22 protein-coding genes and 1 pseudogene are annotated in these 21,992 nt (G+C 71.7%); 14 read left to right on the forward strand and 9 right to left on the reverse strand.

The window, feature by feature from the left end; genetic code table 11:
* Window positions 1-97: 97 nt before the first annotated feature.
* Together ABZ471_RS13980 and ABZ471_RS13985 are read right to left on the reverse strand one after the other, a co-directional pair.
* Window positions 98-1,108, reverse strand: coding sequence for a DUF1648 domain-containing protein (locus ABZ471_RS13980; protein WP_359065955.1), 1,011 nt, complete (start codon window positions 1,106-1,108; stop codon window positions 98-100).
* Window positions 1,105-1,452, reverse strand: a complete 348-nt coding sequence (locus ABZ471_RS13985) for a GntR family transcriptional regulator (RefSeq protein WP_359065957.1) — start codon at window positions 1,450-1,452, stop codon at window positions 1,105-1,107. Before ABZ471_RS13985 ends, ABZ471_RS13980 begins: the two co-directional genes overlap by 4 nt.
* Window positions 1,453-1,724: 272 nt before the next feature.
* Between ABZ471_RS13985 and ABZ471_RS13990 the strand changes: the two are divergent.
* Window positions 1,725-2,046, forward strand: a pseudogene (locus ABZ471_RS13990) (site-specific integrase); the annotation flags it as partial.
* 7 nt (window positions 2,047-2,053) lie between these two features.
* On the opposite strand, the gene sodN reads toward ABZ471_RS13990, so the two are convergent.
* Complete coding sequence (sodN, locus tag ABZ471_RS13995; RefSeq protein ID WP_005480378.1) at window positions 2,054-2,449, reverse strand: superoxide dismutase, Ni; 396 nt, start codon at window positions 2,447-2,449, stop codon at window positions 2,054-2,056.
* Window positions 2,450-2,594: 145 nt separating this feature from the next.
* Here sodN and sodX point away from each other — a divergent pair, with 145 nt between their 5' ends.
* The gene (gene sodX, locus ABZ471_RS14000) at window positions 2,595-3,029 is read left to right on the forward strand and encodes a nickel-type superoxide dismutase maturation protease (RefSeq protein WP_359066084.1); all 435 of its coding nucleotides are present in this window, start codon (window positions 2,595-2,597) and stop codon (window positions 3,027-3,029) included.
* Here the strand turns inward: sodX and ABZ471_RS14005 are convergent.
* Window positions 2,933-3,562: a CGNR zinc finger domain-containing protein gene (locus ABZ471_RS14005; RefSeq protein ID WP_359065959.1), complete on the reverse strand. Its 630-nt coding sequence runs from the start codon at window positions 3,560-3,562 to the stop codon at window positions 2,933-2,935. The genes sodX and ABZ471_RS14005 overlap by 97 nt on opposite strands.
* 100 nt (window positions 3,563-3,662) lie before the next feature.
* On the opposite strand from ABZ471_RS14005, the gene ABZ471_RS14010 reads away from it, so the two are divergent.
* A complete protein-coding gene (locus ABZ471_RS14010) occupies window positions 3,663-4,421 on the forward strand; it encodes a class I SAM-dependent methyltransferase (RefSeq protein ID WP_359065961.1) in 759 nt (252 codons plus the stop codon).
* A 245-nt stretch (window positions 4,422-4,666) separates the two neighbouring features.
* A complete protein-coding gene (locus tag ABZ471_RS14015) occupies window positions 4,667-5,110 on the forward strand; it encodes a hypothetical protein (RefSeq protein WP_359065963.1) in 444 nt (147 codons plus the stop codon).
* Window positions 5,111-5,187: 77 nt separating this feature from the next.
* Here ABZ471_RS14015 and ABZ471_RS14020 read toward each other — a convergent pair whose 3' ends face one another.
* From ABZ471_RS14020 to ABZ471_RS14030, 3 genes are read right to left on the reverse strand one after another with little or no spacing between them, the layout of a single operon-like run.
* The gene (locus ABZ471_RS14020) at window positions 5,188-5,940 is read right to left on the reverse strand and encodes an amino acid ABC transporter ATP-binding protein (RefSeq protein WP_359066087.1); all 753 of its coding nucleotides are present in this window, start codon (window positions 5,938-5,940) and stop codon (window positions 5,188-5,190) included.
* A 50-nt stretch (window positions 5,941-5,990) separates the two neighbouring features.
* Window positions 5,991-6,923: an amino acid ABC transporter permease gene (locus ABZ471_RS14025; RefSeq protein ID WP_359065965.1), complete on the reverse strand. Its 933-nt coding sequence runs from the start codon at window positions 6,921-6,923 to the stop codon at window positions 5,991-5,993.
* 35 nt (window positions 6,924-6,958) lie between these two features.
* A complete protein-coding gene (locus ABZ471_RS14030; RefSeq protein ID WP_359065967.1) occupies window positions 6,959-7,906 on the reverse strand; it encodes an ABC transporter substrate-binding protein in 948 nt (315 codons plus the stop codon).
* A gap of 572 nt (window positions 7,907-8,478) precedes the next feature.
* Here ABZ471_RS14030 and ABZ471_RS14035 point away from each other — a divergent pair.
* The 4 genes from ABZ471_RS14035 (at window position 8,479) to ABZ471_RS14050 (ending at window position 11,742) form a co-directional block, all read left to right on the forward strand.
* Window positions 8,479-9,699 carry an NADP-dependent malic enzyme gene (locus ABZ471_RS14035; protein WP_359065969.1) on the forward strand — a complete coding sequence of 407 codons (1,221 nt, stop codon included), beginning with the start codon at window positions 8,479-8,481 and terminating at the stop codon, window positions 9,697-9,699.
* A gap of 193 nt (window positions 9,700-9,892) precedes the next feature.
* Window positions 9,893-10,858: a zinc-binding dehydrogenase gene (locus ABZ471_RS14040; RefSeq protein ID WP_359065971.1), complete on the forward strand. Its 966-nt coding sequence runs from the start codon at window positions 9,893-9,895 to the stop codon at window positions 10,856-10,858.
* A gap of 111 nt (window positions 10,859-10,969) precedes the next feature.
* Window positions 10,970-11,179: a helix-turn-helix domain-containing protein gene (locus ABZ471_RS14045; protein ID WP_359065973.1), complete on the forward strand. Its 210-nt coding sequence runs from the start codon at window positions 10,970-10,972 to the stop codon at window positions 11,177-11,179.
* A complete protein-coding gene (locus ABZ471_RS14050) occupies window positions 11,179-11,742 on the forward strand; it encodes a Clp protease N-terminal domain-containing protein (RefSeq protein WP_359065975.1) in 564 nt (187 codons plus the stop codon). The genes ABZ471_RS14045 and ABZ471_RS14050 overlap by 1 nt, the downstream gene beginning before the upstream one ends.
* Window positions 11,743-11,907: 165 nt before the next feature.
* Here ABZ471_RS14050 and ABZ471_RS14055 read toward each other — a convergent pair whose 3' ends face one another.
* Both ABZ471_RS14055 and ABZ471_RS14060 read right to left on the reverse strand, forming a co-directional pair.
* Window positions 11,908-12,984: a PadR family transcriptional regulator gene (locus tag ABZ471_RS14055; RefSeq protein ID WP_359065977.1), complete on the reverse strand. Its 1,077-nt coding sequence runs from the start codon at window positions 12,982-12,984 to the stop codon at window positions 11,908-11,910.
* Window position 12,985: 1 nt separating this feature from the next.
* Window positions 12,986-13,924 carry a DUF4097 family beta strand repeat-containing protein gene (locus ABZ471_RS14060; RefSeq protein WP_359065979.1) on the reverse strand — a complete coding sequence of 313 codons (939 nt, stop codon included), beginning with the start codon at window positions 13,922-13,924 and terminating at the stop codon, window positions 12,986-12,988.
* Window positions 13,925-14,138: 214 nt separating this feature from the next.
* Between ABZ471_RS14060 and ABZ471_RS14065 the strand changes: the two genes are divergently transcribed.
* The 6 genes from ABZ471_RS14065 to ABZ471_RS14090 all read left to right on the forward strand — a co-directional run bounded on the left by ABZ471_RS14065 (window position 14,139) and on the right by ABZ471_RS14090 (window position 21,977).
* Window positions 14,139-14,318 carry a DUF6104 family protein gene (locus ABZ471_RS14065; protein ID WP_046418474.1) on the forward strand — a complete coding sequence of 60 codons (180 nt, stop codon included), beginning with the start codon at window positions 14,139-14,141 and terminating at the stop codon, window positions 14,316-14,318.
* A 114-nt stretch (window positions 14,319-14,432) separates the two neighbouring features.
* On the forward strand, window positions 14,433-14,843 hold the full coding sequence (locus ABZ471_RS14070; protein WP_359065982.1) for a CU044_2847 family protein: 411 nt from the start codon (window positions 14,433-14,435) through the stop codon (window positions 14,841-14,843).
* A gap of 14 nt (window positions 14,844-14,857) precedes the next feature.
* Window positions 14,858-17,083, forward strand: coding sequence for a trypsin-like peptidase domain-containing protein (locus ABZ471_RS14075; protein WP_359066089.1), 2,226 nt, complete (start codon window positions 14,858-14,860; stop codon window positions 17,081-17,083).
* A gap of 178 nt (window positions 17,084-17,261) precedes the next feature.
* Complete coding sequence (locus ABZ471_RS14080) at window positions 17,262-18,275, forward strand: MoxR family ATPase (protein ID WP_359065984.1); 1,014 nt, start codon at window positions 17,262-17,264, stop codon at window positions 18,273-18,275.
* A gap of 7 nt (window positions 18,276-18,282) precedes the next feature.
* Entirely contained in the window at window positions 18,283-21,627 is a 3,345-nt protein-coding gene (locus tag ABZ471_RS14085) for an SAV_2336 N-terminal domain-related protein (RefSeq protein WP_359065986.1), read from the forward strand.
* A 92-nt stretch (window positions 21,628-21,719) separates the two neighbouring features.
* Window positions 21,720-21,977, forward strand: a complete 258-nt coding sequence (locus tag ABZ471_RS14090; protein WP_359065988.1) for a hypothetical protein — start codon at window positions 21,720-21,722, stop codon at window positions 21,975-21,977.
* Window positions 21,978-21,992 lie beyond the last annotated feature (15 nt).

The raw sequence follows: 21,992 nt of genomic DNA on the forward strand, positions 1-21,992 counted from the left end.
GGCCGGGCCCTGCCGTTGGAGGGGCCGGTTCGCGCGGAGGTCGTCCTGGGCGAAGCGTGTGCCCGTTCAGCCCGATCGTCCGGGTGAGGGGATCACCCTATCGAGCGCGTTCGATGGAGCCGCTGAGTGCGTTCAGCAGAGCCGCGCCGCGCTCGGCGTCGGCGATGCTGACCGCGAATTCCGATCCTTTTCCCCGGGCGCGGATGACGAGGCATTCTCCGCTTCGTAGCATGACCGTGGTGCCGAGACCGCTGAGCCGGTAGCCCCAGCCTCCGACCTGCGCGGGGGTGCGGTCCTCGACGTGGGCCGACTCGATGTCCGCTGCCGGCCAGCGCCGGGTGGGCCAGCCCAGCGGTCCGAACGTCACTTCCAGACCCCGCTCCGACACGCGTGCCTGCACGGTGGAGCAGCCGGCCACGGCGAGTGACGTGAGTGCGAAGGGGGAGAACAGCGCCCACAGGAGGCCGGCGGCGGCGAGGCCGCTGGCCAGACCGACGAGGGCGGCTACCGCCACCAGGCCGGTGACCGCCGCCAGCAGGTGGAGCCAGGGGTTGGTGATGCGGGAGAGCCACACCACGCGCTGCCCGCGAGGGATCTCCAGAACCGGGCCGGAAGGGCTTGGCGTGGCGGGTGCCGAGGAGGCCGCCGCGCGCGAGTTCACCAGCCATCCGGCGACTCCGGCGACGACGGCCGCGACGAGCGTCGCGACGATCCACGGGGTGGGCTGGCGGGCCTGGTGCCAGTCCGTGTGGTCGAGGTTCGCGCGGACGACGGACGCCTGCGCGCCGCCGAGGAGGATGCCCCCGGACAGCAGGGCGGCGGCGATCCATGCCCGCGCCGTCCTGCGCGCGGTGTCTTCGGCCCGCCGCAGCGCCAGGAACACGATCGCCACCAGAGCCAGCCAGATCAGTTCCGGAAAGAGGGATGCCGCCCAGAGGGGCATGGAGCCGTCCGGCGTGGCCCGTCCGAAGTCCCAGTGAGTGGCCAGGCGGTCCGGCAGCCGTCCGTGGGCGGTCCAGGGCAGGGCCGCGACCAGCGCGGCCGTACCCACTGTCCACACCCCGGCGCCCCAGCGAGCTCCGCGCTCGGACCCTGCACCGTTGTTCACGGTATCCCCCTGATCATCTCGATGAGATCGGTCCTGCTGTAGCCCAGGTACGCCGCCTCGGTCACCAGCGCGTGCACCTTGTCCAGCAGTCCGGAGCCCTCGGCGGCACCTTCTGCCACGGTCACGCCCCGGCCCCTGCGGAACTCCAGCAGTCCGTCGTCCCGAAGGCTGCGCAGCCCCCGCAGGACGGTGTTGACGTTGACGCCCAGCGCCTGGGAGAGGTCGCGTGCCGAGGGCAGGCGGTCTCCCGGCCGGCACTCACCCTCGGCGATGGCACGCCGGATGGCCCCCGCCACCTGCTCGTGGAGGGGGCGGGTGTCTCTCTTGTCCAAACGCAGCAACATGGTGCTAATGAAAATAGCACTATGTGCTTCAAAGGAGAGGTGTAGAGAGGGCCGGGGAGGCTGTCCGCGCATTCGTACCGGGCATGCTCGGCGGACGCCGAGAGACATGGAAGCTCGGCGCACACCGCTCCGGCCCCAGGAGGTGCCGCCCGCCGGGTCGTCATCGTCGCCGAGCAGCTGAGCGGCGTACGCGGGCGCGTGGTCGATGTCGGGCTGGGCTGGGCTGACCAGTGGGCGCCGGCCACGCGGGACCGGCGAGGGTGCGGTCGGCGGTCGTCACCGACGACCTCGTCGAGCACCTTGCCGCACGCCCCTCCAAGGAGGGCTGTTCGCGATGGGGGAGGGTGAGCCCCTCGACCACCACCGCTGGAAGACGCCCTCGTCGCCGGCGGAGCGAGCGTCAAGCAGGTCCAGCTGGTCCAGCTGGTCCTCGGCCACGCGTCCACCGTCAGCGCGCTGCGGATCTACGCGCACCTGTGGCCGGGAGAAGAAGACCGCACCCGGACCGTCAAGGACGCCGTGCTCGGCGGCCTGCGGTCCGGGTGCGGGCAGATAGACCAGGCGATCGAAGGAATCGCAGGTCAAGCGGCATGATCGAAGATCAGGCCTTCTTGGTCTCCCAGAAGATCTTGTCGATCTGGGCGATGTAGTCCAGTGCCTTCTGGCCCGTCGCCGGGTCGGTGGACGCCTTGGCGGCCGAGAGGGCCTTCAGGGCGTCGTTCACCAGCTGGTGCAACTCCGGGTACTTCTCGAAGTGCGGGGGCTTGAAGTAGTCGCTCCAGAGCACGGAGACGTGGTGCTTGGCCAGCTCCGCGCGCTGCTCCTTGATGACGGTGGCACGCGCCTGGAAGTGCGGGTCGTCGTTGGCGGCCATCTTGTCCTGAACGGCCTTCACCGACTCCGCCTCGATGCGGGCCTGGGCCGGGTCGTACACACCGCAGGGCAGGTCGCAGTGCGCGCTGACCTTGACCTTGGGGGCAAACAGGCGGGAAAGCATGGAGCGTTCCTTCCTCGTGATCGTCTTCTCAGGTGCGACATTACTCCCTGAGGGACGGGATTTCGTGAGGGCCCCCTAGGGCTTAGGACAAAAGTCCAGGGTCAGACTGAGACTGGTGGAGGAACGGACCGGGGAGGTGCCGGGGATGCCGGAGCTGTCGCAGGAGACCGAGCGGGGAAGGGTCGCGGCGCCGTTCGGGCTGGCGGAGGTGACCGGTCCGTCCATGGTGCCCACGCTGCATCACGGGGACCGGCTCCTGCTGCAGTACGGGGCCGTGATCAGGCCGGGGGACATCGTCGTCCTGCGTCATCCCTTCCAGCAGGACCTGCTGGTCGTCAAGCGTGCCGTGGAGCAGCGCGAGGGCGGCTGGTGGGTGCTCGGGGACAACCCGTACGCGGGCGGGGACAGCACCGACTACGGGGTCGTGCCCGACGAGCTGATCCTCGGCAGGGCGCGGTTCCGGTACCGGCCGCGCAAGGAGGGTCAGCGCTCGCCGCTGGCGGTGGCGCGCTGGGCGCTCTCGGCCGCCAGGCCGCTGCTGCCCGCCCGGTCGGCCTCCAGGCGCTTGCGAGCACGGTAGGCGGCCACGTTGGCGCGGGTCGCGCAGCGGTCCGAGCAGTAGCGCCGGGAGCGGTTCGTGGACGTGTCGAGGTAGGCGTTGCGGCAGGGGGCTGCTTCGCACAGGCCGAGGCGGTCGACGCCGTACTCCGTGAGGTGGAAGGCCAGGCCCATCGCCGCGATCGCGGCGTACCCGGCGGTGGCGTTGGACGGGTGGTCGGCCAGGTGCATGTGCCACAGCGGGCGGCCGTCGTCGTCCCGGTGGTCGTGCCCGGAGATCTGCGGGCTCACCGGGAACTCCAGGAGGAGTGAGTTCAGGAGGTCTACGGCCAGGGTCTCGTCGCCCTTGTCGGCCGCCTCGAACACCGAGCGCAGCCGGCCCCGTACCGAGCGGAAGCGGGTGACGTCGGCGTCGGTGGCGCGGCGGGCCGCCGACGCGTTCGCCCCGAAGAGGTCGCGGACGGCCTCGACCGAGGTCAGGGAGTCCTTGCCCCGGACCGGTTCCTCGCTGTTGACGAGACGTACGGCGTAATCCGAGTAATAGACCAGTTCCACTTGTAGTCCTTACGGAGGCGCTCTATGGTCATGTCTGCGGTCGGGTAACAGCCGATCGTGCTTCCAGGGTATTACGCGTGCGTGAGGAGACGGGGTTTCCATGACCACCAGTACCGGAACCGACTGGGCCGCCTGGCAGGAGAGCTGGGACCGGCAGCAGGAGTGGTACATGCCGGACCGCGAGGAGCGGTTCCGGATCATGCTCGACATGGTCGAGGCGCTCGTCGGTACGGCACCGCGCGTGCTCGACCTCGCCTGCGGCACCGGCACCATCACCGCCCGGCTGCTGGCGCGGTTCCCCGAGGCCACCAGCACCGGCGTCGACCTCGACCCGGCTCTGCTCGCCATCGCGCGCGGCACCTTCCAGGGCGACGACCGCGTCTCCTTCGTCACCGCCGACCTCAAGGATCCCGGGTGGCCGGCGCAGCTGCCGCACGACTCCTACGACGCGGTCCTGACCGCCACGGCCCTTCACTGGCTGCACAGCGAACCCCTCGCGGCCCTCTACGGTCAGGTCGCGGAGGTGGTCCGCGACGGCGGTGTCTTCATGAACGCGGACCACATGATCGATGAGAGCACGCCCCGGATCAATGCGGCCGAGCGCGCCCAGCGGCACGCCCGCATGGATCAGGCCAAGCGGGGAGGTGCCCTGGACTGGGCGGAGTGGTGGCAGCTGGCGGCGCAGGATCCCGTTCTCGCCGAGCCCACCGCCCGCCGCTTCGAGATCTACGGCGAGCATGCCGACGGGGACATGCCGTCCGCGGCCCGGCACGCGCGCGTGCTGCGCGAGAAGGGGTTCGGGGAGGCCCGGGCGGTGTGGTGCTCGCCGTCGGACACGCTGCTCCTCGCCCTCAAGTAGGGGGCGTCGCGCAGGAACAGAGGCGGTACGAAAGATTCGTACCGCCTCTTCTGCGTGCTCGCAGGGGGCACCGCACTGGTACGGGTGAGAGTTCTGGCGGCGCGAGCAGGCGTCCGGCGAGCTGCCGGACGTCGCCCCTGTCCGCGCCCGGTCGCACTTTTTTGCGAGGGAGCTTTGGCAGCGTGCATGATCACCGGCCGAGGACGTTCCGTCCGGGCGTCCTGAAACGGGAGGAAGAGTCTGCGATGCAGCTCAGGAAATCCGCTGCCGTGGCAGCAGTGTGCGCGGCCATGTCCGTGGCGGGTGTGGTCACCGCGCCGTCGGCCTACGCGGAGGGGAACGGCGGGTGCTACCAGTACTCGAACGTGGACACGTTCCCGAACGATGACACCGTGATCATCTGGAAGGCGTGCCTCAGCAAGAAGGCCAAGCGGGTCGGGCACCCCTCCGCGATCGTCTCCATGGGGAAGAAGCACGCGAAGTGCAAGATCGTGATCACCGTCGTCACCACGGGTGAGAAGGTCGTCTCCCAGAAGACCTATGCCTGCCCGAAGGGAAAGGTGGTCAACAAGCACTACGCCGGTAAGGACTTCCACGGCAAGGGGCAGTTCACCACCTTCGTGCACATGTACAAGATCAAGACGGAGGGCAACCTGTCGCCGCGCAGTCCGTGGCTCAACCTGCACTGACCTTCCGCACCGCCCTCAGCAACGGCTGATGCCGCCCACCCCGGCCGGGGTGGGCGGCATCAGCCGTCTGTGACCGTTCAGAGCACCTTGGACAGGAACGACTGCGTCCGCTCGTGCTGCGGGTTGGTCAGAACATCTCGCGGATGACCGGACTCGACCACCACACCGCCGTCCATGAAGACCAGGCTGTCGCCGACCTCGCGGGCGAAGCCCATCTCGTGGGTGACGACGACCATCGTCATACCCGACTCGGCGAGGTCACGCATGACGTCCAGGACGTCACCGACCAGCTCCGGGTCGAGGGCCGAGGTCGGCTCGTCGAAGAGCATCAGCTTCGGGTCCATCGCCAGAGCCCGGGCGATCGCCACCCGCTGCTGCTGACCGCCGGAGAGCTGCGAGGGGTAGTTCCCGGCCTTGTCCGCGAGGCCCACCCGCTCGATGAGCTGCATCGCGCGCTCCTTGGCCTGGGCCCTGCTGACGCCCCTGACCTGGACCGGAGCCTCCATGACGTTCTCAAGGGCGGTCATGTGCGGGAACAGGTTGAAGCGCTGGAAGACCATGCCGATGTCTCGGCGCTTCATCGCGACCTCGCGGTCGCGCAGCTCGTACAGCTTGTCGCCGTGCTGCCGGTAGCCGACCAGCTCGCCGTCGACGTACAGCCGGCCGGCGTTGATCTTCTCAAGGTGGTTGATGCACCTCAGGAAGGTCGACTTGCCCGAGCCGGAGGGGCCGATGAGGCAGAACACCTCGCCCGGCTTCACCTCCAGGTCGATGCCCTTGAGGACCTCGACGTGGCCGAAGGACTTGTGCACGCCCTGGGCCTTGACCATCGGCACCGTGCCGTGCGGCCGGGCGTCCTGCGTCTTGCTCAGCTTGTCGGTCATGCCGTGACCTTCCTGCTCGAGAAGGTCGTCAGATGGGCCTTCACCTTCTGCCACGGTGTGGGCGGAAGCTGGCGACTGGAGCCGCGGGCGTAGTACCGCTCGATGTAGTACTGGCCCACGCTCAGCACCGAGGTCATGATCAGGTACCAGGCGGCGGCGAGGAAGTACATCTCCACCGGGGCGCCGGAGTTCTGGCCGATGTCCTGGGCGAAGCGGAACAACTCCGGATACTGGACGGCCGCCACGAGCGAGGTCGTCTTCAGCATGTTGATCACTTCGTTGCCCGTGGGCGGCACGATCACGCGCATCGCCTGCGGGATGATGATCCGTCGCAGCGTCTTGCCGTAGCTCATGCCCAGCGCGTGCGACGCCTCGGTCTGGCCCTCGTCCACCGCGAGCAGACCGGCCCGGCAGATCTCGGCCATGTACGCGGCCTCGTTCAGGCCGAGGCCGAGCAGCGCCGTCAGCAACGGCGTCATGAAGTCGGACCACTCGTCCTTGTAGAGCGGACCGAGGTTGACGTAGTGGAAGACCAGGCCCAGGTTGAACCACAGGAACAGCTGGACCAGGACCGGGGTGCCGCGGAAGAACCAGATGTAGAACCAGGCGATCGACGAGGTCACCGGGTTCTTCGACAGCCGCATCACCGCGAGGACGATGCCGCCGACGATACCGATCACCATCGACAGGACCGTCAGCAGAAGGGTCTTGCCGACACCGGTCAGGATCCGGTCGTCGAAGAAGTAGTCCGGGACCGCGTTCCAGTTGATCTCGCCCTGGGCGAACGCGTAGATGATCGCGACGAGGAGCGCGATCGCGATGACGGCGGAAACGTAGCGTCCGTAGTGCCGGACCGGAATGGCCCGGATGGCCTCCGGGCCGGCCGGGGGGGTGTTCTGCTCCCCGGCCGTCTTCTCGATGTCAGTCACGGGTGTTGCCTCTCAGTGGCCGCTGCAGCCGCGGATCACTTGCCGCCGTTGATGACGGACTCCTTGACGGCGCCGTCCTGGGCGCCCCACTTCGTGAGGATCTTCTCGTACTCGCCGTTCTTGATGACCGCGTTCATCGCGGCCTGGAGCGCGTCGCGCAACTGGCTGTTCTTCTTGGCGACGGCGATGCCGTACGGGGCCGCCTCGACCTGCTCACCGACGAGCTCGAAGTCCTTGCCGCCGCCGGAGTTCTTCACCGCGTAGGCGGCCACCGGGAAGTCGGAGGAGGCCGCGTCCACGCCGCCGGAGCGCAGTCGCGTCTGGGACTGCTGGTCGTCGTCGAAGGGCTCGATGGTGAGCTTCTTGCCGCTCGGACACTTCTTGGCCTCCTGCTTGGCCAGGTCCTCCGAGACGGTGCCGCGCTCGACGGCGAGCTTCTTGCCGCACAGATCGCTCCAGGACGCGATGCCCTTGGTGTCGCCCTTGCGCGTGTAGATCGAGACACCGGCGGACAGGTAGTCGACGAAGTCGACGCCCTCGCCGACCTTCTTGCCGGTGTCGGGGTCGATGCCCTCCTGGCGGTTCTTGTTGTCCGTCATCGCCGACATCGCGATGTCGTAGCGGTCGGAGCGCAGACCGGTGAGCAGGGCGTCGAAGGTGCCGTTCTGGAACGTGAGCTTCACACCCAGCTGCTTGCCCATGGCGTCCGCCAGGTCCGGGTCGATACCGACGACCTTGCCGGAGGAGTCCTTGAACTCCACCGGGGCGTAGGCGATGTCCGAACCGACCCTGATCTCGCCCTTGTCGCGGATCTCCTGGGGAAGCTTGTCGGCCAGCGGGGCGTTGGACACGCTGCCGGAGCCGTTGGTCTTGGTCTGGTCACCGCAGCCGGTGAGCAGCAGGGCGCCTGCGACCGCGATCGCACCGACCGCAGCTAGCCGGGAGTGCGCGGCGGTCGTACGAAGGGTGGAGCTTGCGGTCATCGTGGTTCCTCCGGCGGATGGGAAGAGGTGCCGATGGGTCGACGGAAACACACACCATCGGGTGTCGCGACCTCGTGGGTTTACGGCATCTTGCCATTCGGACTACGCCAATCAGGCGACTCGCTATGTCAAAATCGGATAACGGGTGACCCCCGAACCCTCCAGGTCCCTTCCGTACGGGACTTCAGGGCCACAGATCTGCGGCGATTCCCCGCTCGGACCGGAAATCTTCTGGTCATCTCACGATGTGGTCCATTGTTGCGCGTGACGCGCGTCCAAGTCCTGGTTACCGGCGAGTCACATCTGTGTCGTGCCTGTGTCAGCCGCACGTCATCCCCGTGTGGCCTTCTGGTTCCCAGATGTGACCTTGCACCTATTGGACTCGTCGTGAGCGCCGTCCGTCCGGTAAGAAGGTTCTTTACACCCCTCATCCGGGGCTCAGGGCGCGTGTGCGGCGCGCCCGTCGCGTCTGTGCTCGTACGTATCAGCAACCGGGCCTTACGCGGTGCCCGCCCACCCCTCACCAGGAGTGGTCGACCCTCAAATCATGCATACCTAAGGGGTAAAACAAAGTGGCAGCGGAGATCGTCAATCCTCGCAGCGACAGCAGTACGGATCAGGACGGGGCCGAGCCCCTCGATTCCTTCGATCCGGCGTTCGCGCTGCACCGCGGCGGCAAGATGGCCGTGCAGGCCACCGTGCCGGTCCGTGACAAGGACGACCTTTCCCTCGCGTACACGCCCGGCGTCGCGCGCGTGTGCACCGCGATCGCGGAGCAGCCGGACCTGGTCAACGACTACACGTGGAAGTCCTCCGTGGTGGCTGTCGTGACCGACGGTACGGCCGTGCTCGGACTCGGGGACATCGGTCCCCAGGCCTCCCTCCCCGTGATGGAGGGCAAGGCGATCCTGTTCAAGCAGTTCGGCGGTGTCGACGCGGTGCCGATCGCGCTCGACTGCACGGGCGTGGACGAGATCGTGGAGACCGTGGTCCGGCTCGCTCCCTCCTTCGGCGGAGTGAACCTGGAGGACATCTCGGCACCCCGGTGCTTCGAGATCGAGAAGCAGCTCCAGGAGCGGCTCGACATCCCGGTCTTCCACGACGACCAGCACGGTACGGCCGTCGTGACCCTCGCGGCGCTGCGGAACGCGGCGCGGCTGAGCGGGCGCGAGATCGGGCAGCTGCGGGCCGTCATCTCGGGTGCCGGCGCGGCCGGTGTCGCCATCGCCAAGATGCTGGTCGAGGCCGGCATCGGGGACGTGGCGGTGGCGGACCGCAAGGGCGTCGTGTCGGCGGACCGCGAGGATCTCACTCCGGTCAAGCGCGAGCTGGCCTCCTTCACCAACAAGGCGGGCATCACCGGCACGCTGGAGAACGCCCTCGCGGGCGCCGACGTCTTCATCGGCGTCTCCGGCGGTACGGTCGCGGAGGAGGCCGTGGCCTCCATGGCGAAGGGTGCCTTCGTGTTCGCGATGGCCAACCCGAACCCCGAGGTGCACCCGGATGTGGCGCACAAGTACGCGGCGGTCGTCGCGACCGGGCGCTCCGACTTCCCGAACCAGATCAACAACGTGCTGGCCTTCCCCGGGATCTTCGCGGGCGCGCTGCAGGTGCGGGCCACGCGGATCACGGAGGGCATGAAGATCGCTGCCGCGGAGGCGCTGGCCGCTGTGGTCGGGGACGACCTTGCTGCCGACTATGTGATTCCGTCGCCGTTCGATGAGCGGGTTGCTCCCGCGGTGACCGCGGCGGTGGCTGCGGCTGCCCGTGCCGAGGGCGTTGCGCGTCGCTGACGTTGCTCTGAATGGCCCCGTCCGTTTGGGCGGGGCCATTTTGCGCCCACCCACCCGCCCGTTCGGGTGCTTGCGACGCGCTGTGTGGGCTTGTCGGTGCCGGGCTGCGCCGGACGGGTGCCCTGACGCAAGAGGGCATGTGTCACAGGGACCCCTGGTTCCGTCGGCTGCACAGCGCACTTATCGTCGAGCCATGTTCGCTGTCTACGCCGCCCGAATCGACCGCGACCAGCCGCTCTCCGGCCTTGAGTTGGGGGACCGTCCGGCCCCCGAGGCCCGCGCCGGCTGGAGCACGATCAACGTGCGGGCCGCTTCCCTCAACCACCACGACCTCTGGTCCCTGCGGGGCGTCGGCCTCCCGGAGGACCGGCTGCCGATGATCCTCGGCTGCGACGCCGCCGGAGTCGACGAGGACGGCAACGAGGTCGTCCTGCACTCCGTCATCGGCCAGAGCGGTCACGGTGTCGGCCCCAAGGAGCCGCGCTCCATCCTCACCGAGCGCTACCAGGGCACCTTCGCCGAGCAGGTGGCCGTGCCGACCTGGAACGTCCTGCCGAAGCCGAAGGAACTGTCCTTCGCCGAGGCCGCCTGCCTGCCGACGGCCTGGCTGACCGCGTACCGGATGCTGTTCACCAACGCCGGGGTGCGACCCGGCGACTCGGTCCTCGTGCAGGGCGCGGGCGGCGGGGTCGCCACGGCCGCGATCGTGCTGGGCAAGGCGGCCGGCCTGCGGGTCTTCGCCACCAGCCGGGACGAGGCGAAGCGGAAGCGGGCCCTGGAACTGGGGGCGGTCGAGGCGGTGGAGCCGGGTGCCCGGCTGCCGCAGCGGGTGGATGCCGTCATCGAGACCGTGGGCGCGGCCACCTGGTCCCACTCGGTGAAGTCCCTTCGGCCCGGCGGCACGATCGTCATCTCCGGTGCCACCAGCGGCGACCGTCCCTCGCACGCCGAGCTGACCCGCATCTTCTTCCTGGAGCTGAAGGTCGTCGGCTCCACCATGGGCACCAAGGACGAGCTGGAGGACCTGCTCTCCTTCTGCGCCGCCACCGGGGTGCGGCCCGTCATCGACGAGGAACTGCCCCTGGACCGGGCCCGTGAGGGCTTCGAACGGCTCGCATCCGGCGACCAGTTCGGGAAGATCGTGCTCACCAACTCCTGAACTCCCCGCGGAGGGACGGCGAGGCGGGTCCGGAGTGCCGGGCCCGCCTTTTTCCTCACCCCGTTGTCAACCTTGGTTGACATGACCGGTGTGTCAACGTAGGTTGACATCATGACCGATGCGACGGATCTCGCCCAGCGTGCCGGTGACCGCGATCCGCGGGTGGGGCTGCGTGCCGTGGCCGCGCTCCGCAGGGTGCTGGAACAGCTGGAGGCGGTACAGGTGCGCAGTGCGCGCAATCAGGGCTGGTCGTGGCAGGAGATCGCCGCGGAACTGGGCGTCAGCAGGCAGGCCGTGCACAAGAAGTACGGGAGGCAGTGATGTTCGAACGCTTCACCAAGGACGCCCGCGAGGTCGTACGGGGCGCGGTCGAGCACGGGGAACGCGAGGGGGCGCGGTCCGTCGGTGCCGAGCATCTGCTGCTCGCCCTCCTCGATCGCGAGGCGAGCCGCGCTTCCTTCGCGCTGGCCGCGCTCGGGCTCGCGGAGCGCAAGGCGTCCGTACGGGAGGCGCTGGGCGAGGCGCGGCGGCGGGCCGGCCTGTCCCGGGCCGAGTCGGAGGCCCTGGCCGGACTCGGGATCGACGTCACGGAGATCGTCTCCCGCGTCGAGGAGGTGCACGGTGCCGGGGCGATGTCCGGCGACCGCAGCGGCAAGGCCCGGTGGTCCGGGCGCCGCCCCTTCAGCCGGGGTGCGAAGGGCGTCCTGGAGGGAGCGCTGCGCACCGCCGTCGGCCGCCGCGACGCTCACATAGGCGACGAACACATCCTGCTGGCCCTGACCGTGCGGCCCGGCGTGCCCGCCGAGGTGCTCGCCGACCACGGGGTGACCTACCAGTCGCTGCGCCGGGTGCTGTACGGCGAGGAGGCCGCACAGGCCGGCTGAGGGCGCGCCCGGGCGGGTCGGCCGAGGGAACCCGCGCGGGGCCGACGAGTCCAGGGGAGTGGCCGGAGTGTTCGGTCCGGCCGCGGCAGGAACGGGTGGTGCTGCGGGCGGGAGTCCGCGGCGCGGCCGGGAACGGTGGGGCGCGCCGCGCACTCCCGCCCTGGCTCAGACCTTGGGGCTGCGCAGTATCGCCCCGATGTGGGCCGCCGCCGACGACAGACGGCTGCGGGCGTCGCGCAGTTGGTCGGCGGTGACGCCGTGGTCGCGGGCTGCGTCACGGATGTCGTCGCGGAAGCGGTCCAGGAGGCGGTCCAGGTCCCGGGTCGGGTCGCCGGTGGGGTCCTCGTGGGCCCAGGACGGCTCGTACTCGGCCGGGAAGTCCTCCGGGGTGGCGGAGTACTCCGGTCCCGCCGCGGGGGCCGACTTGCGGGGACCCGTGCCCCGCTCCTCGGCGGTGCGGCCGAAGCCCCAGTCCTTGCCGACCTCCTTCCCGAAGTCCTTCCCGAACTCGCCGAACTCCTTGGCGAGTTCGGTCAGGCCCTCCCGTACGCCGCTCGGCCAGTCGCCGCGGGTGAAGTGGTCCTGCACGCGCTCCTGGACCCGGCGGGCGATGCGCTGCATCTCCTCCTGCGCCTGGGCCCGCGCCCGCGCCTGGGCCTCCTGGGCCTGGTGGCGGGCCCGCTGGGCCTCCTCGCGGGCCCGGCGGCTCTCGTCCTTGGCGCGGCGGGCCTGCTCCTTCCACTCCTGCTTGACCCGGCGCATCTCCTCCTTGGCGGCGCGCCAGGCCTCCTTGTCGCCGAGGTCGCCGTACTCCCCGAAGGGTCCCGCCTCGCCGCCGCCCGCCTTGGTGCCCCGGCGAGCCTCGGAGGCGGCCGCGCGCATCTCGCGCCGCAGATCGCCGGCCGCGCCGCGCACGTCGGCCCTTATCTCGGCGGCCAGTTCCGCGACGGACTCGCGGATCTCCAGCTCCAGGTCGGCCAGTTCACCGCTGCGGTCGGCCAGTTCGGCGCGGCCGGCGTCCGTGATGGCGTACACCTTGCGGCCGCCCTCGGTCGTGTGCGTGACCAGGCCCTCGGCCTCCAGCTTGGCCAGCCGGGGGTAGACCGTGCCCGCCGAGGGGGCGTACAGGCCCTGGAAGCGCTCCTCCAGGAGCCTGATCACCTCGTAGCCGTGGCGCGGTGCCTCGTCCAGCAGCTTGAGCAGGTAGAGGCGGAGGCGGCCGTGGGCGAAGACGGGGGGCATGTCAGAGCACCTTCTTGTCGGTCGTGCCGTCGGCCGGGGCGTCGGTGGCGCCGGTGCCCCGGCCGGAGACGGAATTGTCCCCCGGGGTGGTGCCGGGGCCGGCCGCCGGGTCCGGTGCGGTGCGGTGCTCGTCCTCTGCCGGCGGGCGGCGCAGCAGGGCGATCGAGCCGGAGACCGTGGTGGCCCTGAGCTTGCCGTTGCCGGCGCCGAGGCGGCCGGTGATCTTGTGGGCGCCCCACTGGCCGTGCACCCGCAGGCCGTCGAAGGCGTTGGAGATCGTGCCGCTCGCGGTGTTCGCTTCCACCTCCGCGTCCGCCGGGTGCGGCAGCCGGATGGCGATCTCGCCGGAGACGCTGGTCAGCCGCACGTCGGTGGGGCCGTCCGGGTCCAGGTCGATGATCATGGAGCCGCTGACGGAGTCGGCGCGGACGGAGGGGCCCGAGCCCTCGACCACGGTCAGGTCGCCCGAGACCGAGTTGAAGCGCAGGTCGCCCGTGACGGCCTGGGCCTCCAGGTTTCCGGACACGGTGTCGGCGCGGACCGGGCCGGAGAGGGCCACGAGGGTCGTGTCGCCGTTGACCCCCTTGACCACCGAGGGGCCGCTGATGCCGGACACGACCGCGCCGGCGCTGACCACGCCGACCTCCACGCGCGTGTCGGCGGGGACCGCGAGGGAGACGACGGCGCTGCGCCGCCAGCCCTTGCGGTCGAGCCACTTGAGGAAGCCCTTCCAGGGGAGGTCCTCGTAGGCCACCGTGAGGGTGCCGTGCTCCTGGGTGACGATCAGGGGAGGGCCCTCGATGTCCGAGACCTCCAGACGGGCGGAACCCTCGTCCGTGCCCACGACGTTCACCGTTCCGTTGACGATACGGACGTGCAGGTCGCTCACGGGGGTGTCGAAGGTGAGCTTCTGGGGCTCGGCGACGGACCACTCGGACATGGGAAGCCTCCTCGGGTGGCGGACACGGTCGCGCTCACAACACGCCATATCGCGTCTTCTTCCAAACACGATATATCGTGGTCACGGAAAGTCAAGACACCTTTTCCGGGGTGGGGTCGCTCGCCCGCCTTCACGTGGCCCCCCGCTCCCGCGCCGTTGCATAGGCTGTCCCTGGACCCATCCACCCCGGACGTAGACGCAGGAGAAGCAGGTCATGTACTTCACCGACCGCGGGATCGAGGAGTTGGAGAAGCGGCGCGGCGAGCAAGAGGTCACGTTCGAGTGGCTTGCCGAGCAGCTGCGCACGTTCGTGGATCTCAATCCGGACTTCGAGGTGCCCGTGGAGCGCCTCGCGACCTGGCTCGCCCGGCTCGACGACGAGGACGACGAGTAGCAGCGGCCACTCCCGTCACAGTAGGGGCGATCATCAGCCGTATCGTCCGATGACCCTCCCCCTCCGCTTTTTCCGGAGTTAGCCTTCTCCTCCCATTCAGCGAACGGGGGCGTCATGGGTGGAGGAGTCGAACGCATCCGGCTCGACGACGGAACCGTCGTCTGGGCCAGGATCGGCGCGGCCGACGAGGAGGCGCTGGACGAGGGCGGGTACTGGGACACCGGGCTCGGGGACCGCGTCATAGACATGGCGGGCGGCCTGGCCGGCACGGTGGGGGGCGTCGTGCGCTCCCTGCGCGCCGGTCTGGACACACCCGCCCCGGTCGAGGTGTCCGTCAGCTTCGGAATCGAACTGACGGCGCAGTCCGGCAAGATCGTGAGCGCCATCGCGGAGGGCGGCGGCAAGTCCTCCCTGACCGTGTCCCTGACCTGGACCGAACCGGCCACGGCGGCGGACGGTGCGGATCCCGCGGCGCCCGGCGGCACCGTCGTACCGCCGCGGTCCCCGGCCTCCGGCGCCGTATGAGCGCCTTCGACGAGATGGTGCGCCCCTCTCTCGCACGCATCGGCGCACCGGGTGACGGGTATGCAACGGACCGTGACCTGTACTGGGGGTCGGGGTTCTTCATAGCCCCGGGCTGGCTGTTGACCTGCGCCCATGTCGTGGGGAAGGGGGGCGCCGCGGTGTGCCGAGGGGAGAGCCCCATGCGCGTGACCTGGCAGGAGCGCACCGCCGCCGACGCCTGGGAGGAACGCACCGGCACCGGGACCGCCGTACTCCTTGCGCCACGCCCCGGGGCAGCGGAGTCGTTCCGCGATCCGTGGCCGTTTCCCGACCTCGCACTCGTCCGGGTCGCCGGCGCCGACGACGTGCGCTGTCTGTGGCTGAGCGACCGGGAGCCGGGCGCCCGGGCCCCGATCGGGCTCTACGGCTGGTCCGTGCAGACCGGTGAGCTGGGCATCCGGCACGGCATGGGCGAACTCGCGGGCTCCGACGCCCGGGCGCTGCTGCTCGGCGGCAACCTGCCGATCGGCGGCCTGTCCGGCGGGCCCGTCCTGGATCTGCGGCACGGATCCGTCATCGGCGTGATCAAGGGCCGCCGCCGGGAGGAGGGCGTCGCCGTCCCGGTCACCGCGCTGCACGAGCTGCTCGACCTGCGCGAGGGAGCCGGCGTCCTGCGCGAGGTCCTGCGCGCACACGACCTGCACCACCTCCGCCTCCTCGACGACCCGTCGCCGTACGCGAACTGGACCACGCTCCAGGCCGCGCTGCCCGGTCTCGCACCTCCCGCCTCCGGCATCACCGCAGACCTCCGCGCCCGGCTCTACGGCCACCTCGCCGAACTGCCGCCGCCCGCCGGAGCGGGCGAGATCGTCCACCTCGTGGAGGAGGTCAAGGAGCAGGTGCGCGGCGAACGGCTGCGCTCGCTGGTGCTGCAGAACGTGCGGACCTGGCGCGAGGGCGCCGCGCTGCTGTACGGGCTGCGCACCCTGGAACCGGGCGGCGGCGGCACACTGGTCGACCTCGACGCCGTCCTGCTGTACGCGGCGAAGGCGGTGCGCAGGACCGTACGGGAGCATTCCGCCGAGGTGGATCCCGCGCGGCTGGGCGCGTTCACCGGCTGGCTCGCCGGGCAGGCCGCCGGCCACCGGCACTGGGCGGTGGGCGAGGCCATCCGGGGACTGCTGGACGGCGTCGACGCGCAGGGGAGCGGGGACGCCGAGGGCAGCGGAGGCACTGCGGGCAGCGAAGACGCCGAGGGGCGTGACGGCGCCCGGGCATGGGACGCCGTCCCCCCTTCCAGGCACCCCTCCGCCCCGCCCGTCGTCCAGCCGTCCGCCACCCGTACCGACGTCCTCGTCAAGGTGGGTGCGCCCATGTACGACGGCCGCTACCCGTGGAGCGTGCAGCTGATCTACGACGGCCTGGACGTCACCCCGGTCGACGCCGACGACCGGGGTGTCCGCGCCGAGGAGCTGGCCGCGACGCTGCGCGGGCCGCTGGCCCGGGCGCTCGGCCAGGGCGACCACGGCGAGCATCTGGCCGCGATCGAGGTGTTCCTGCCCCGCAAGCTGTTCGACCTTCCCGTGGACGAGTGGCAGCTGCTGCCCGCCGGGCCCGCCGGTCCCGGTGTCCTGGAGGGCGAGGAAGGCGACGGCGAGGGTGTGGACGACGACGAAGACTTCGTCGACGAGCGGTTCATGCCGCTCGGGATGCGCCGGACCGTCGTCGTCCGGGACCTGCGGCGCAACACCCGGCCGCCCTCACCTGAGTGGCGCAGACGCTGGCGGGGCGTGGTCCGCGGCCCGCTCGCGCACGAGCCGCTGCACGGCATGGCCCCGGCCGACGGCCACCCCGCCGCGACCCGCTCCGGGGGCAGGTACCCGTACTACGGCGCCCTGACGGCGATGGACGACATGTGCGTTCCGGTCTACTGCGGTCCCGTCGGCAGCGGGGAGGGGCAGGCGGCGATGAGGGACGCGCTGATGGCCGGCCACTCGGTGGTGCTCTGGCGCCGGGACCGGCACGACCACGACGAGTGCAAGGAATTCCACCGGCAGGCCGCCCATGTCCTGGGGGCGGCGCGGCACGCCGAAGGCCTCGACGGCCCGGTGCGTGACCTCCGCATCCGCCTGTACGACCCTGAGTCGGCCCGGGCTCAAGGACTGCGCGGGAAGCTTGCGGTGTTGTTCGACCCGCCGGACCGGCCGCCGTACGCCACCGAGACGATGCGGCCGCCGCCCCTGGCCGCGCCCGGCGGCTGACCTGTCCGGCGCGCCCGCCGGACGCCCCGTCAATCCGCTTGACTCGCAAGGCTGTTCGGCGGGCCGGAAGTGAACGCCGGACACCCCGAACCTCGGCAGACAGGGCCGCCTGACGGTAGCCTCGTACGTCGGACGGCCGGGCCCGCTGCATGATCACCAGAGCCGGGAGGAGCCCAAGGTGAACGACTGGCGGATCTACCGCGGAGTGGGTCAGCCGCACGACGGCATGCTGCGGTTGCCGGCGCCGCCGCCCTGGCGCGACTTCGCGTCCTCCCGGGAGGGCCCGGAGGACGGCGCCGAGGACCCCAGCAGCGCGCGCAGGCTCGGCGTCCGCCGCCGTATGGTCGAGAACTACGCGCCCAGGCCCGCCGAGGTCGACGCGGTGAACGCGGCCCTCTACCTGCGCCGGCCCCTGCTGGTGACCGGCAACCCGGGCACGGGCAAGTCGACCCTGGCGTACGCGCTCGCCCATGAACTCGGCCTCGGCACGGTGCTGCGCTGGCCCATCGTCAGCCGCACCACCCTCCAGGACGGCCTGTACCGGTACGACGCGATCGGCCGCCTCCAGGACGTCCAGCTGGAGCGCGCCCGCGGCGCCGAGGACGCGACGGCCGCCCCCGGCATCGGCTCCTACATCCGGCTCGGCCCCCTCGGGACCGCGCTGCTGCCCGCCGAGCAGCCCCGGGTGCTGCTCATCGACGAACTCGACAAGAGCGACCTCGACCTGCCCAACGACCTGCTCAACACCCTGGAGGAAGGCGAGTTCTCGATCCCCGAGCTGGAGCGGCTGGCCGACCGCGAACCCGTCGTCGAGGTGCTCACCCACGACGGCGGCCGGGTCGCCGTGCGCGGCGGACGGATCGCCTGCACCGCCTTCCCGGTGATCGTCCTGACCTCCAACGGCGAACGGGACTTCCCGGCCCCGCTGCTCAGGCGCTGCGTCCAGCTGGAGCTGGACCCGCCCGGCGAGGAGCAGCTCACCGCCATGGTCGAGGCGCACCTCGGCCCGGACGGCGTCGAGGCCGGCGGGGATCTCATCCGCAGGTTCCTGGAGCGCGAACCCGGCGAGGTGCTAGCCGCCGACCAGCTCCTCAACGCCCTCTTCCTCACCCGGCACGACCCGCGCGCCCAGAGCCTCACCCGGGAGCGGATCGCCGAGATGCTCATGCAGCCGCTCGACCGTACGAGGTGATGGCCGGATGCCCGGGATGCGCCTGGACGAGCTGATCGGCAAGCTGCGCCAGGGCGGGCTCGACCTCACCGCGGAGGACGTGGCGGACGCGGTCTGGCTGGCCCGGCGGCTCGGCGCAGCCCCGCCCCGCGACGCCCCCGCGCAGTCCGGTACCGCCCCGGCCACCCGACCCGAAGGCGACCCGGAGACGTCACGGCCCGACGCCGGACCGTCTCCGGTCCCGGACCAGCCCCGGGCGGACTCCCCCGCCGCCCCGGTTCCGCTGCTCACCCCCGGCCTCACCGTGCGCCCGCAGGCCGACGCCGCGACCCCCACCGCCTTCCCGGTCCGCGCACCCGCCGCCGGCGCCCTGCCGGGACTGCTCGGCCTGGAGAAGGCGCTGCGCGCACTCGGCCGCTACCGGGTCGCCTCCGTCCGCTCCGAGGACGAGCCCCTCGACGAGGAGGCCACCGCCGACCGTGCCGCCGCCAGCGGCATTCTGCTCCCGGTCACCCGGCCCGGCCGCCGCCGGCGCTGCGAGGTCCAGCTGCTCATGGACACCGGGCCCGCCATGGCCGTCTGGGGACAGCTGGTCGAGGAACTGCGCCAGGCCTGTCAGCAGTCCGGCGCGTTCGCCTCCGTGCGCGTCCACCACCTGTACGCCGACGACTCCGGCGCGCCCCTCGTCGGTACGACCGCCGGTCCCGGCCGGCACACCCGGCTGCGCCCGGCCGACGAACTGCACGACCCCACCGGCCGCCGGCTCACCTTCGTCATCAGCGACTGCGTGGGCCCGCTGTGGCAGAACGGCAGCGCACAGCGCCTGCTGCACCAGTGGCCGCGCACCGCCCCGCTGGCCGTGGTCCAGCCGCTGCCGCCCCGGCTGTGGGGTCGTACCGCGCTGCCCGCCGAACCCGGCCTGCTGCTGCGCCCCGCCGAGGTGGGCGGCCGTCTCGCCTTCCTGCCCGACGACGAGCCGTGGGAGGAACCGGCGCCGGGCGCCCGGTCCGTGCCGGTGCTGCAGCCCACCCCGGAGGCCTTCGAGGCGTTCGCCCGTCTGCTCGGCGGGGCCGGCCCCACCAGCGAGCGCGCCTGGGCGGCCCTCACCGGCCCGGCTGCGGCCACCCCCGCGGCCGTCCCCGCCGGCCCGGCACCGCGCAGCGACGACGACCTGCTGCGCGCCTTCCGCGCGGGAGCCTCACCCGGTGCCCTGCGCCTGGCCGTCTACCTCGCCGCGGCCCCCCTCACCCTGCCCGTGATGCAACTGGTCCAGCGGGCCATGCTGCCCGACACCGGCCCCATGGAACTGGCCGAGGTACTGCTCGGCGGGCTGCTCAGACAGCTCCCCGGCACCGAGGACCAGCCCTGCTTCGCCTACTCGGGCCGGGTGCAGGACCTGCTCCTGTCCTCCCTCGACCAGGACACGGCCGGCCTCGTGCTCAAACACTGCTCGGCCTATGTGGAACGGCACTTCGGCAGGGGCACCCGCAACTTCGCCGCCCTCGCCGCGGCCCGGCTCGCAGACCACGACCCGGCCGCCGGTGCAGGGCCCCTGCCCGAGGACACCGGTGCGCCGGAGGGCGGCGGCAACGTCGAGGCCGAACTGTTCGCCCGCATCCCGGCCCGGGTCCTGCGCTTCTACCTGCCGGACCTGGTCACGCCCGACCCGCTGACCGAGGCCGAGCGGCTGCTCGCCCAATGGCACCACCTGGCCGACCCCGAGGTGCTGCACCGCGCCCGGGAGCAGGCTCTCGCCGCAGCCGGGCCCGGCACCGGGACAGCCCCCGGCACCGGCCTGCGGCCCCACCTGGTCCTCGGCCGCATCCTGCGCGCCGAGGCGGGCCTGGCCGCCGCGCGTACGACGGGCAGGCGTGCCGAGCTGCTGCGCGAGGCCGCGGCCGAACTCGCCGCGGCCCATTCGGCGGCCCCCGCCGACAGCCGCGAACGGGCCGAGGCGGCCCTGGAGCTGGCCGCCTGCCGACGGGAGCTGTGGCAGCTGACGGCGGAGAGCGACCACCTCACGGCCGCCCTGGACGTCCTGGATCCCGACCTGGCCCCCTGGCCTGGGCTGACCGGGCGGGCACGGGAATGGTCCCGCTCGCGGATCCCGGACGATGCGGACGCCCTGGCCGGCCTCGGCGACGCCGGGGAGGCGCAGCGGGAGCAGGGGGAGGGATCCGGTTCCGACGGCTCCGGGCCGGACGGCTTCGGGACCCGTCCGGAGGAGGACACGCCCCCACTCGGCCCCGAGGCCGTACCCCAGGCCGAGGAGACCGTGGACGGCCGGCGGAGTGCCGCCGTGCCCTGGCCCGTCTCCGCCCACCGGTCCCGGCTCCTGCTGCGCGGCCGGGTCCTGCTGGATCTGCGGCATCCCGAGGCCGCCGTCGCCGAACTCCGGGAAGCCTGCGCGATCCTGGATGCCGAGGGCACCGCCGATGCCGTATGCGGACCCGCGTTGCTCGACCTGGCGCGGGCCCTGCGGGAGGCCGGCGCCGAGGACGGCGAGACCCGGCGGGTGCTGTCGCGGGCCCTGCGGGTCGCCGGGGACGACCCCGATCTGCTGCTGCCCTGCCTGGCCGCACTGGCCGCCTTCCACGACGCGGCCGGCGAGGCCCGGGAGGCCGACGAGGCGTACGAGCGGGCCGCGCTGCTCGCACCGGCCGACGGCACCGTGCGCTGCCGGCTCCTCACCGCCTGGGGCGAGTCGCTGCTGCGGCGGGCCTCGGCACGGGACGGCTCGGGGACCGTGGACCGGGCCGAGTACGTGCTGCGCGAGGCACTGAAGGCGCTGCCCGCCCGGTCCGCGCAGCGCGGCCGCCTCCAGGGCCTGGTCGGCAGCGCGCTCGCCCAGCGGTTCCGCCATCTCGGCTTCCTGCCCGACCTGTTCGAGAGCCGGCACCTGCTCGGCCAGGCGGTGCGCGCGGCCGCCGACGCGGCCCTGCGGGCCGAGGTGTGGCTCCAGTTGGGGCGGGTGCGGCTGGAGGGCTGGCATCAGGCCGGTGCGCCGGTGCTGACGGATGCGCTCCAGGCGTACGAGAACGCCGAGCGGGAGGCGCGGGCCGCACACGGCAGCGATCCGGGCTCGGTGATGGCCGCCCGGGCACGGCACGGCAGCGGGGCGGTGCTCGCGCTGATGGGGCGGCCCGGGGCGGCACGCAGTGCCTACCGGGCGGCCCGGGAGCAGTGGCAGCGGCTGGTGGGCGCGCTGCGCGAGGTGGACTGGGCGGACGTGGAGCTGACCCGGCGGGCGGAGGAGGAGCTGGCGGCCGGTGCGCCCCCGCGACCCGCTCGGGCCGACTGGTCCGAGGCTGCCCCGCCCTGGTGGCCGTGGTCGCAGGAGTGGGTCAACCGGGCCGAGGCTGACCGGAGTTGATCCGGGGAGTGTTTCTGCTTCCGGTCTGTCGGGAAGAACTGGGCAGCCGTTGTGGCTGTGCGGGGCGAGCGCGGGCAAGGGAGGAGCAGAGGGTGGGGGAGCCAAGGACATGGGCGGCCGGCCCCGGTGAGGACGCCGGACGGACCGCGCTCCTGCCCGACCTGACCGGCGTCGACGTGGCGTCCTTGCGTGCCATGGACGACCCCGGACTGATCGCCGCCGTGGAGCACGTGCTGCACCGCTCCGGTGAGTTCCACGAGGTCTGGTACTCCGGTGGCGGCGAGGGGCCCCAACGTCTGTTTCCGGCCGGACTTGCCGAGGGCGTCCCGGACGAGGACACCGGGGGATGACGGGGCCGGGCGCCG

Source organism: Streptomyces sp. NPDC005728, from assembly GCF_040630895.1.
GTDB lineage: Bacteria > Actinomycetota > Actinomycetes > Streptomycetales > Streptomycetaceae > Streptomyces.

Excerpts from the sequence above, each read along its gene's own strand:
- ABZ471_RS13985 (WP_359065957.1), bottom strand. The coding sequence starts at position 1,452 with ATGTTGCTGCGTTTGGACAAGAGAGACACCCGCCCCCTCCACGAGCAG.
- sodN (WP_005480378.1), bottom strand. The coding sequence starts at position 2,449 with ATGCTTTCCCGCCTGTTTGCCCCCAAGGTCAAGGTCAGCGCGCACTGC.
- sodX (WP_359066084.1), top strand. The coding sequence starts at position 2,595 with ATGCCGGAGCTGTCGCAGGAGACCGAGCGGGGAAGGGTCGCGGCGCCG.
- ABZ471_RS14010 (WP_359065961.1), top strand. The coding sequence starts at position 3,663 with ATGACCACCAGTACCGGAACCGACTGGGCCGCCTGGCAGGAGAGCTGG.
- ABZ471_RS14015 (WP_359065963.1), top strand. The coding sequence starts at position 4,667 with ATGCAGCTCAGGAAATCCGCTGCCGTGGCAGCAGTGTGCGCGGCCATG.
- ABZ471_RS14020 (WP_359066087.1), bottom strand. The coding sequence starts at position 5,940 with ATGGTCAAGGCCCAGGGCGTGCACAAGTCCTTCGGCCACGTCGAGGTC.
- ABZ471_RS14030 (WP_359065967.1), bottom strand. The coding sequence starts at position 7,906 with ATGACCGCAAGCTCCACCCTTCGTACGACCGCCGCGCACTCCCGGCTA.
- ABZ471_RS14040 (WP_359065971.1), top strand. The coding sequence starts at position 9,893 with ATGTTCGCTGTCTACGCCGCCCGAATCGACCGCGACCAGCCGCTCTCC.
- ABZ471_RS14045 (WP_359065973.1), top strand. The coding sequence starts at position 10,970 with ATGACCGATGCGACGGATCTCGCCCAGCGTGCCGGTGACCGCGATCCG.
- ABZ471_RS14050 (WP_359065975.1), top strand. The coding sequence starts at position 11,179 with ATGTTCGAACGCTTCACCAAGGACGCCCGCGAGGTCGTACGGGGCGCG.
- ABZ471_RS14055 (WP_359065977.1), bottom strand. The coding sequence starts at position 12,984 with ATGCCCCCCGTCTTCGCCCACGGCCGCCTCCGCCTCTACCTGCTCAAG.
- ABZ471_RS14060 (WP_359065979.1), bottom strand. The coding sequence starts at position 13,924 with ATGTCCGAGTGGTCCGTCGCCGAGCCCCAGAAGCTCACCTTCGACACC.
- ABZ471_RS14065 (WP_046418474.1), top strand. The coding sequence starts at position 14,139 with ATGTACTTCACCGACCGCGGGATCGAGGAGTTGGAGAAGCGGCGCGGC.
- ABZ471_RS14070 (WP_359065982.1), top strand. The coding sequence starts at position 14,433 with ATGGGTGGAGGAGTCGAACGCATCCGGCTCGACGACGGAACCGTCGTC.
- ABZ471_RS14075 (WP_359066089.1), top strand. The coding sequence starts at position 14,858 with ATGGTGCGCCCCTCTCTCGCACGCATCGGCGCACCGGGTGACGGGTAT.
- ABZ471_RS14085 (WP_359065986.1), top strand. The coding sequence starts at position 18,283 with ATGCCCGGGATGCGCCTGGACGAGCTGATCGGCAAGCTGCGCCAGGGC.